This window comes from Clostridium sp. N3C, from assembly GCF_900095445.1.
GTDB lineage: Bacteria > Bacillota > Clostridia > Clostridiales > Clostridiaceae > Clostridium_AU.
This window is the reverse complement of the sequence record NZ_FMJL01000045.1, coordinates 18496-29595: the sequence shown is the minus strand read 5'-3', so window position 1 is coordinate 29595 and position 11100 is coordinate 18496. Positions and strand designations below refer to the sequence as shown.

General features: G+C 32.1%; 8 protein-coding genes. 4 read left to right on the top strand and 4 right to left on the bottom strand.

The annotated features are described in order from the left end of the window. Positions 1-22: 22 nt before the first annotated feature. The 4 genes from N3C_RS11710 to N3C_RS11695 are packed head-to-tail and all read left to right on the top strand — an operon-like array spanning position 23 to position 3596. On the top strand, positions 23-1114 hold the full coding sequence (locus N3C_RS11710) for an ABC transporter permease (protein WP_074366212.1): 1092 nt from the start codon (positions 23-25) through the stop codon (positions 1112-1114). Beyond that, positions 1114-1803 carry an ABC transporter ATP-binding protein gene (locus N3C_RS11705; RefSeq protein ID WP_074366213.1) on the top strand — a complete coding sequence of 230 codons (690 nt, stop codon included), beginning with the start codon at positions 1114-1116 and terminating at the stop codon, positions 1801-1803. Before N3C_RS11710 ends, N3C_RS11705 begins: the two co-directional genes overlap by 1 nt. Before the next feature lie 21 nt (positions 1804-1824). Further along, positions 1825-2493 carry a response regulator transcription factor gene (locus N3C_RS11700; protein WP_074366211.1) on the top strand — a complete coding sequence of 223 codons (669 nt, stop codon included), beginning with the start codon at positions 1825-1827 and terminating at the stop codon, positions 2491-2493. Positions 2494-2510: 17 nt separating this feature from the next. Next, positions 2511-3596: a HAMP domain-containing sensor histidine kinase gene (locus N3C_RS11695; RefSeq protein ID WP_074366210.1), complete on the top strand. Its 1086-nt coding sequence runs from the start codon at positions 2511-2513 to the stop codon at positions 3594-3596. A gap of 91 nt (positions 3597-3687) precedes the next feature. On the opposite strand, the gene N3C_RS11690 is transcribed toward N3C_RS11695, so the two are convergent. The 4 genes from N3C_RS11690 to N3C_RS11675 form a co-directional block, all read right to left on the bottom strand. Further along, positions 3688-3975: a RidA family protein gene (locus tag N3C_RS11690; protein WP_306345597.1), complete on the bottom strand. Its 288-nt coding sequence runs from the start codon at positions 3973-3975 to the stop codon at positions 3688-3690. Positions 3976-4514: 539 nt separating this feature from the next. Continuing rightward, on the bottom strand, positions 4515-6476 hold the full coding sequence (locus N3C_RS11685; protein ID WP_074366209.1) for a methyl-accepting chemotaxis protein: 1962 nt from the start codon (positions 6474-6476) through the stop codon (positions 4515-4517). 564 nt (positions 6477-7040) lie between these two features. Further along, positions 7041-8765: a methyl-accepting chemotaxis protein gene (locus tag N3C_RS11680; RefSeq protein ID WP_074366208.1), complete on the bottom strand. Its 1725-nt coding sequence runs from the start codon at positions 8763-8765 to the stop codon at positions 7041-7043. Between the two features lie 413 nt (positions 8766-9178). Next, a complete protein-coding gene (locus tag N3C_RS11675; RefSeq protein ID WP_074366207.1) occupies positions 9179-10822 on the bottom strand; it encodes a methyl-accepting chemotaxis protein in 1644 nt (547 codons plus the stop codon). Positions 10823-11100 lie beyond the last annotated feature (278 nt).

Sequence of the window (11100 nt, the reverse complement as noted above, 5' to 3'; positions counted from 1 at the left end):
AGATAATGAAAGAGGTAAAAGTATGAAATTAGCATGGAAAGAAATAAAACATAATATATCAAAATATTTATTGATCGAAAGCATCCTAGTTCTAATGATATTTATGGTTGTATTTTTGTCCGGTCTAGCAAAGGGACTTGGTTGGGCAATTAGTGCATCCATTGAAAAAACTGGCGCGGAGTATTTTGTAATGAGTACCGATGCGGAAAAATTAATATCTACATCTAATATAGATGCAAAGGTACTAGAAGAAGTAACATCTCAAACTAAAGACGACGTAAGCAATCTTAGTATTAAAAGATCCAACATTAATACCTTAACAGATGAAAAGAAATTAGATGTTACCTATTTTGCTATAAATCCAGAAAGTTTTCTTGCTCCTGAAGTAGCTGAGGACGAAACATTATCAAAAGCCTCAGCAGAGCATCCTATTTTATTGAATAACACATTCAAAGATGAGAATATAAATATTGGAGATGAGTTAGAGGATTCTGCAACAGGACTTAAATTAACAGTAGTTGGCTTTGTTGAAGATGAATTGTATGGACACTCACCAGTAGCTTTTATTGATACTGATACCTATACAGCTCTAAACTTATTGATAAATCCTTCTTATACAGAAAAGTTCAATGCAATTGCTGTAAAGGGTACAGATATTGGAAACATTAAAATACATGGATTAGAAGTAGTTGATAGAGCAACTGTTATTAATAACCTACCAGGTTATTCAGCTGAACAGTTAACAATCAAAATGATTCTGTGGGTATTAGTTGCAATCTCAGCCGCAATATTAGGAGTATTCTTCTATGTAATTACAATTCAAAAACAAAAGCAGTTTGGTGTCCTTAAGGCTATAGGAATGAAGATGTCAGAACTTGCAGCATATATTATTCATCAGGTACTAATCCTTTCAATGATTGGAGTGCTTATTGGTAATGGTCTAGCTATTGGTATGGCATCAATGCTTCCAAGCAGTATGCCCTTTAATCTAGAAATATCATCAGTGATTATTATATCTATTGTTTTCATGGTAATCTGTTTACTAACTAGCTTAGTATCTATAAAGAGAGTTGCAAAGGTTGACCCAATTGTTATAATAGGAGGTAATGAATGATGAAACATCAGAATGCATTAGAATTAATTAATATATCAAAATCTTATCAAGATGGTGAAGCAGAAAATAAGATCCTAAATAATATTTCACTATCAGTAAAGCCCGGTGAGTTCGTTGCAATTATCGGGCCCTCCGGCTCCGGGAAAAGTACCTTTTTGTCCATAGCCGGTGCCTTGCTTTCACCTACCGATGGTAATGTTGTTGTAGGTGGCGAAAAACTTATGATGAAGCAAAGAAAAAAAATGGTTAAAATTCGTAGGGAAAAAATCGGATTTATTTTTCAGAGCCATCACCTACTTCCTTTTCTAACTGCAAAAGAGCAGTTAACCTTTGTGCAGGATATGAACAAGAAGAATGGAAAAGCTAAAATCAATGCAGATGATATGTTAGAGGATCTTGGCTTAGCAGCATGTGCAAATAAATATCCCGCAAAGATGTCCGGTGGTGAAAAACAAAGGGTTGCAATAGCAAGAGCCTTTATGAATGATCCTGATGTTATTCTAGCTGATGAACCTACTGCCAGCTTAGATGGAGTTAGGGGCAGACAGGTGGTAGAGTTAATTAAAAAGGAAGTTAAGAAGCATAATAAGGCAGCTATCATGGTAACTCATGATGAAAGAGTGTTAGATCTTGTAGATGTAGTTTATCGATTAGAAAATGGAGAGCTAAAAAAGGTAGTGAATCATTAAATTTTGAAAGGAGCTGATAGCATGTTCTCCATACTGGTTGTTGAAGATGATGAGCTTCTAAATAAGATGATATGTGCAAAATTAAAACAGGAATCTTATAACGTGTTTAGCTCCTTTGATGGAGAACAGGCTTTAGATATACTAGACAGGGAGCACATCGATTTAATCATTAGCGATATAATGATGCCCAATATGGATGGCTACCAATTAACCAAGGAGTTGCGGGATGCATCCTATACCATTCCAATTTTAATGATAACGGCAAAAAATCAATTTGAAGATATGGAAAAGGCCTTTCGTGCTGGAACTGATGATTATATGGTTAAACCAATCAGTATGAGAGAATTGATACTTCGAGTTAAGGCCTTGCTAAGAAGATCTCAGATTGAAAATGAAAAGAAATTATTAGTTGGAAATACCATGCTTGATTATAATGCACTGACTGTTAAGGTACAGGATGAAATTTTTGAAATGCCTCCCAAGGAATTCTACCTACTTTTTAAACTTTTGAGTAATCCCAATAAGATATTTACTAGACAGGAATTATTGGATGAAATATGGGGCATGGATACGGATGTGGATGATCGCACTATCGATTCTCATATTAAGAAACTTCGTAGGAAATTTGAACATTGTGCTGACTTTGAAATAGTAACAATTCGAGGCCTAGGCTATAAGGCTAAAATTTAGGAAAGGATTTTTATATAATGGCTAAGAAAACTACAAGAAATATAATATCTCTTCGTTTAAAGTTGGCTTTAGCATCCATTATAATCCTTTTTGTCTGCTGCGCAATTGCATATTTTATAGTTTTTATCAGCTTTTCTTACTTTTATAGTGGTCCATTTACCCATGCCACTGCTCTGTGGATGTGCCTTGCTACTTGTATTTTTACTTTAATTTTAGGTGGAGTAGCTCTTTGGCATTCAGCCTCCTACGTAATGAATCCCATTGTTGAAATTAGTAAAGGAATGCAAAAGGTAGCAGATGGTGATTTTACAGTACAATTATCTATTAATAATATTCACAGAAAAAGAAAAGATGATTTCTATTCAGATGAAATTGATATGATGGTAAAGAATTTTAACAAAATGACAAGGGAATTAAATGGAATGGACTATATGAGAAAGGACTTCATTAGCAATGTATCCCATGAAATTAAGACTCCAGTGGCAGCAATTGCAGGCTTCTCAGAGATGTTGTTGGATGGAGGTCTTAGTGAAGAAGAGCAAAAGGAATACCTATCATATATCTACCAAGAAGCCCAAAGACTTTCCCGTATGAGTGAAAACATGTTAAATATGTCTAGATTAGAACATCAAAATATTGTAGACTTGAATGAAAAGGTTAGAGTAGATGAACAAATTAGACGTTGTATTATTTTACTGGAAGAGAAGTGGCCTGATAGGGATATTCAATATGACCTTCAACTTGAAGGATGCAGTATAGTAAGTAACTATGACTTACTGTTTCAGTTATGGACTAATCTAATCGACAACGCTATAAAATATTCAAAGCCTGAATCTAGGATATGGATTACAACAAAGATTGTAGGAGATCACCTTGAGTTTTCAATTAGAGATGAAGGAATAGGAATATCAAAGGAGAAGTTAAGCAAAATATATGATAAATTCTATCAGTGTGATGAGTCTCACAAAAAGCATGGCAATGGACTAGGCTTATCTATAGTAAAAAGAATCATAGAATTATTAAATGGCAGTATTGTGTGTGAAAGTCAAGTAGGTATAGGTACTACCATGACTGTTATGTTACCTATCAATGCTAAGGGTTAAAAAAACAGAAAACTTATTCAATAATAAATAAGCATGTACTACCAAACTCTTGGTTTTACATGCCTTTTTAATGCCAATAATAGATCACAACCTATTTCTTATAAGCTATTCCATCAATTTGGACGTGAAGTCCTTCCGGAGCGCCAACATGAGCAAAATCTGTTTGTATGGTCTTTCTCGCTGGATATTTACCAGCAAAACGGTCCTTAAATACCTTTTCCATAATTGGTATATTCCAAGAATCTCTTAGCATTACATCTACCTTAACCACAGAATCTAAAGTTAAACTAATCTCCTTTAACCGCCTCTCCATTTCATCTAGTGCTCCATGAAATTGATCTTCAACAGATTGTCCAACATTTCCTACACAGAAATTCAAAAAACAAAATCTCCAACTTCCACCATTTCTGACCAAGCGTAATCTTCATTTACATAAAATTTTCCATTATTAGACATAATTTCCTCCATTCAATTATTTTTTAACCTTATATTTAAATAATTTTCTAACCTAGGTACTTGTAAATACTACGCAAATTTACTTATTGCATCATAGATTACCTCTAGGATTTCATCATTAATTTCTATACCAGATTCCCAATACCAACTTAAATCCAAAGAACTTTTCATCCTCTTTTAGCAGATGTTCGTTTATGATTTAGTAAATATATCGTTATTCCAAGTAATCTATCTATTTTCATTACATATCATCCATTCTACCTTTACTATTTATATCATATCAAAAAAGTAAAGATAAAAAATCCTTAATTTTTAACCTGTCAAATAATAATTAATAATCTAGTAATGGGAAGTACTGATAATAATAATAATAATAATAATAATAAAAGCAGTTGACTTATGAACATGTCTTTCATAATTCAACTGTCTACAATCTTTTCTATTCAATATAGCACTTAATAGTTATTCAATTTTAAACTTTTTAACTTGAGTGATAAGTTCTTGTGCCAAATTTTCTAATTCACTAGAAGCTTGGGTGATCGTTTCTATTGAAGCTAATTGTTCTTGTGAGGATGCGGATATTTCTTCCATACCAGCAGAAGATTCTTCAACTACAGCGGAAATATTTGTAGCTTGATTTACTACTTCTTTAGTCTTATTATTGATCTCATCTAAAGCTGTCGAAACTTCATAGGATATTTTTGCAAGATCTGTAATGGATGCAAAGATCTTATCGAAGCTTTCCCTTGTATATTCTGCTGAAGATTCCATAACATATATACTGTCTCTAACCTTGTCCATATTATTAACAGTTTCATTTACTCTAACATTAATGCTATTCACAATATCTTCAATCTTTTTAGTAGATTCAGTGGATTGCTCTGCTAATTTACGAATTTCATCCGCTACTACAGCAAATCCTCTTCCTGCTTCACCAGCACGAGCTGCTTCTATAGAAGCATTTAAGGCTAATAAATTAGTTTGTCCAGCAATATTGTTAATTGTAGCAATTATATTACGAATCTCATCTGCCATTGTAGCCAGCTGCTGTATTGATTCACCAACAGCATAAGTATACTTATTATTCTCTTCAATTTTTTCACTTTGTTGTTCGATAGCCCTTTGCCCTTCCTTAGCAAGTTCTAAGGATTCTTTTGCCTTTTCTGCTGCTACTTCTGTTTTTACAGTAGATATTGAAACAATATCACTAACGCCAGTAATAGCATCCGTGGAAGCTTGGACCATTGAGGCTTGACTACTATTTCCCTCTGCCAATTCGTTAATAGTAGTAACAACTTGTGTTAAGCTTTCAGTGGTTTCTTCCGTTGTGGCGGATAATTGCAAAGAATGAGCAGCTAACATGGAGGCAGCGTTTTGAATCTCCACCACAAGCCCCCTTAAATTTCCAGTCATTATCTTAATATTTTGATAAAGCTCACCAATTTCATCCTTTGATTTAGTCTTAATATCAAACTCTTTTAAATCTCCTGCAGCAATTGTTTTAATTATAGCTGATAAATTAACCAGTGGCTTAGTGAATCCTTTTGATAATAAAAGACCTAATAATACTACAATAATAGCAACAGCAACGAATAAAGCAATAGATATATTCAAAAGTCTATAAGCAGAAGACATAGCAACAGAAAAAGGTGTTTCTACTACAATCAGCCAACCGGTTTGCTCATTTAATGCACAGCTAACAATAACTGTTTCACCCTTAATATTTTTAGTTTTTAAAGTAATATCTTGCTCCGCATTAGCTTTTTTCACAAATTCTAAATTAGTAAAATCCTCTTGATTTTCTACATATTCCATATTAGGATGAGCCAGTACAGTACGCTGCCTAGAAAGAACATATACAGTTGAATCCTCGTCTGAAAGAAATGTGACGTAGTTGCTAATTTTATTGAGCTCAGTGCTTGCTTCTAGAACTCCAACAATATTGCTATACATATCACGAACTGGTGTTGAAATAACTATATTTAAATTACCTGTAACCTTTGAAGGAAGAACATCAGATATATAATTTTCTTTTCCATCCCTAGCTTTCTGAAAAAATTCCCGGTCATAAACGTTAGCAAAGTTTTCATCATTACTTTTAACTACTTGTTCTCCCCAATAATTAGTAAGAGCAATACTAAGATCTGTATTAACTTTAACCGCATCTACAAGAATTTCTCTTGCATCATCTAATTCGAATTTCCGAATTGCCGGTTGATTGGCCAAAATATTTAGATTATTGATATTCTTATCAAGCATGCCATTAATTTCATACTTTGCAATTTCTAATTTTTCTTGATTAATTTTATATGTATCAGCTTTAGAATTCGAAATAAAAAATGATAGGGAAATAATAGAGAAAATTAATAATGGAATTAAACTAGTAGTTAATAGCATTATGAATAATCGCGTTCTAAGTTTCAAATTAGCCCCTCCTTAATTTCAAAATAAACGTTTGCAATTAAGAATATGTTAACAAATTCATTATTTGATTGAATTAATTAGAGCAACTTTTAACTATTTTCGTAATTTCTTATTGATCTTAAATTTTAATAGTATATTTAATATTTGTAAATAGTGGTATTTACCCACATATTAACAGGTATGATGGCTTCATATAGACTTCATAATGATTTGGAGCCTTATACCTCTGTATTCTTAGCTTTGGCCAACTTTATCTTTATTGATTTATAAACTATATTTTATGTGATATCACATTGTTAATTATACGACAATTCAGAAATTAATACAAGTTGATTCGACAATTATATATATTTAATTTTTAGAAATTTTTATTCTAATTAATATAATCATTAAACTTCCAACACTTCTCTGATATAAGTTCATTTATCCCCTTATTGCCATTAAAGTAAATCATTTTAAAAATAACCTTTCTTATAACAAAAGCTGAATTAATAGAAGATAAGAAAAAATGTCTTACCAAGGGTTAGTATCCCTTAATAAGACATATTTTTACTAGTTCTAAATTTAATACTTTCCAAATTCCTTTTCACTTAAAAGAATTCTCTGTGTTTTACTATTTGAATTATCTGAATGCTCATTCCTTGAATTAACTTTCTTATTATCTGACATATTATTCATATTCTCCATTTTGCTTGAATAACTACTGCCTATTCCTCCATAAGATATTGCACTATAACCTGATTTTCTTAACTTAAATTTTGATACTTCATGTTTTAATAACTCCGCCTGACTAGAAAGCTCTTCACTGGCTGCCGCACTCTCTTCAGAGGTTGCTGAGTTAGTTTGTACAACATCTGATACCATCATAATTCCTTGATTTATTTGATCAATACCACTAGCTTGTTCATTAGACGCAACAGCAATATCTCCTATTAAATTTGCCACCTTAGTAATGCTATCAACTATGTTATTTAAGGCTTCAGATGTCTGGTTAGCTATTGCTGTACCAGCATTCACATTCTTAATGGAATCTTCAATCATTTCTGTAGTTTCCTTTGCAGCACTAGCACTTCTCGCCGCAAGGTTTCTAACCTCTTCTGCTACAACAGCAAATCCTTTTCCATGCTGTCCTGCTCTTGCTGCTTCTACCGCTGCATTTAAAGCCAATATATTGGTTTGGAAAGCAATTTCATCAATAACTTTAATTATCTTAGATATATTATTAGAGGAATGATTGATTTCTTCCATTGCCTTTAACATGTTTTTCATTTGATCGTTTCCTTGTATGGCATTATCTTTTGCCATTACAGCAAGGGTGCTTGCCTCATTAGAATTATCCGCATTAAGTTTTGTTTGAGAAGCTATCTCTTCCAATGATGTAGTTAATTCTTCTATTGTAGAAGCTTGCTCTGTTGATCCTTGAGATAGTAAAGCACTTGAATCAGAAAGTTGTATTGATCCAGCAGCAACCTGTTCAGCTGCTAAATTTATATTGTGAATTAAGTCATTAAGATTATTAGCCATCCTGTTAAAGGATTTTGCCAATTGTCCTATTTCTTCCTTTGTATCAATATCAATATATACATCTAAATCTCCATCTGCTATCTTATCTGCTGCTTCTCCTATCTTTCTCACCGGTTTACTTATGATACTGCTAACGGATACTCCAAGAGAAATCGCTATTAACACTGCTACTATTACAACAACAATCATGATAATTACTGACTCATTTGCTATTTTCGTATTTGTGCTTGTCTGATTCTTCGCTCCATTAACCTTTAATTCTACAATATTTTCTATTGCATCTCGCAACTCATTAGCAGTCAGAAGGTTATTTTCTAGCAAATAAGTATATGCTTCATCATCTTTATTTTCCAAAGAAAGGGCATATACTTGCTTAATATCTTCTTTGTAATTATCATATGCCTTTAAATAATTTTGAAAAGCTGTCTCTACTTCTGCTTGTACAATTGTTTTTTGGAAGCTTTCCGCATAGTCATTCATTTCATCCAATATTTTTTCAATAGTTTTATATTTCTCCTCTATTTCATCCAAATTATCTCTTAAAATTAAATCTCTAGCATTTACTCGTGCTTCTTGAAATAAGGAAGACAATTGTGATGCTTCAGAAAGAGGAACCGTCATATTAGTATATAAAATATCATCATAATGATTCATTTTGTTTATATTTATAATTCCTATAACTCCAACAACTCCTGATATTATAGCAACGATTACAAAACTTAGAATAAGTTTTGCACTAATTTTCATATTGTAGAACCATTTCATATTACCATCCTCCTATTATTTATCTTCTGTTGATTTTACCCCTTTTTATTTCAATCAATAATTAAGTCCCCAATTCTAAACAGACATTATTTCTCCAAGCAGTTCATGAAACTTATCTACTTTTACAACATTCATATTGATAATAATTTTTTGTAAAGGTAAAAAGCACCCCTTTCCATTTCATATATATGTTTACACAAACTTCCTTTATAATTATTATACTTCTTTATCATACAATCCGCCATGCAACTTGTCAATATTTAACTTATTGTGTCATATAATGTCGTTTGTTTAAATATTTATATATACCTTATTTCATATTACATTTTATATTACTTTAGATATCACCAATCATTCAGATTTACCTATAATTATTAATAAATTAAAAATTTTAATATAAAAGGATGCCCAAATTAGGCACCCTGATTATCTAACTTATTATTTAAGATCTCTATTTTGCTCAAATCTAAATTCCCAATTTCTCCATGTGAAATTGTACTATTCCTTGATTTTCTTAACTTGAATTTAGCCACTTGCTGTTTCAACAACTCAGCCTGGTTAGAAAGCTCCTCACTAGCGGCAGCACTTTCTTCAGCAGTTGTTGAATTACTTTGTACTACTTCTGACACCATCATAATTCCTCGATTTACCTGATCAATACCAGTGGCTTGTTCATTTGATGCAACAGCAACCTCTCCTATTAATTTTGCCACATTAGAAATGCCATCAACTATATTATTTAGGGCTTCATATGTCTCTTTAGCTATTACTGTACCAGCATTCACATTTTTAATAGAATCTTCAATCATTTCTGTCGTTTCCTTTGCAGCACTAGCACATCTTACAGCTAAATTTCTAACCTCTTCCGCCACAACAGCAAATCCTTTTCCATACCGTCCTGCTCTTGCTGCTTCCACTGCTGCATTTAAAGCCAATATATTGGTTTGAAAAGCAATATCATCAATAACTTTAATAATCTTGGATATATTATTAGAGGAAGTATTTATTTTTTCCATTGCTTTTAGCATATCTTTCATTTGAACATTTCCTTGTACCGCATTTTCTTTTGCCTCTTCAGCAAGACAATTTGCCCCATTAGAATTATCCGCATTGAGTTTTGTTTGTGAAGCTATCTCTTCTAATGTTGAAGTTAGTTCTTCTATTGTAGAAGCTTGTTCTGTTGCTCCTTTAGAAAGTGCAATACTTGAATCAGATACCTGAAGTGAACCAGCGGCAACCTGTTCAGCTGCTATATTAATATTTAATAGTAACTCATTAAGATTATTTGACATTCTGTTGAAAGAATTAGCTAGTTGTCCTATTTCCTCATCTGTATCAATATCAATATATACATCTAAATCTCCATCTGCTATCTTGTCAGCTGCTTCAGCAACATTTCTTATTGGTTTACCTATAATATTACTAGTAAAGATACCCAGAGCAATTGCCATTAACATAGCCAATGTTACAACTGACCCCATTGTAATTACTGACTTTCGTGATGTGCTCATATTAGAAACGGATTGATTCTCTGCACCACGTATCTTTAATTCCACAAGCTTATCAATTGCAATTCGTAGATCATCTGAGGTATTCTGATAATCCCCTTTTGTAAAAACAAAGGCTTCATCATCTTTATTAGCTAAAGCAAGGACTAATAATTCATCTAAGTCCTCTTTATATTCATCTAATACTTCTGAATACTCTTTGAAAGCTACTTCAACTTCTTTTTGAACAATTGATTTTTTGAAGCTTTCAGCATGGGTATTCATTTCCTCTAAAAAACTTTGTACTTTTTTGTATGTTTCTTCTATTTCATTAGGATCCTCTAGTAGTATAAAATCACGGGCATTCACTCTTGCTCTCTGAAATAAAGAAGACATTTGTGCTACATCAGAAAGAGGAACAGTCATTTTATCATAAAGAACCTTATCATTATTATTCATTTCTTTCATATTTATAATTCCTATAAATCCAACAATACCTGATACTACAGCTACAATAACAAAACTAAGAATGAGTTTTGCACCAATTTTCATATTATAAAACCATTTCATTTTATTATTCTCCTTTTGTTCCTCTTTTGTTATTTGATTATTTAAGTTCTTAATCTATTTTTTGATAGTTAAGCATTCTCTTAGATTCTAAAAGATGCTGTTGCTATCATAATAACCTGTATAAAAATATATTAAGTCTCATCATTTTTTATGTACTTAAACAAAGATTACACTATTAAATAATATTATAATTAGTTCGTTTATCAAGAAAACACTTATCTTTCAGATATGTTACTCTCTAAAGTTCATCTAGCAAAGGTTATGCTATTTCATAATAC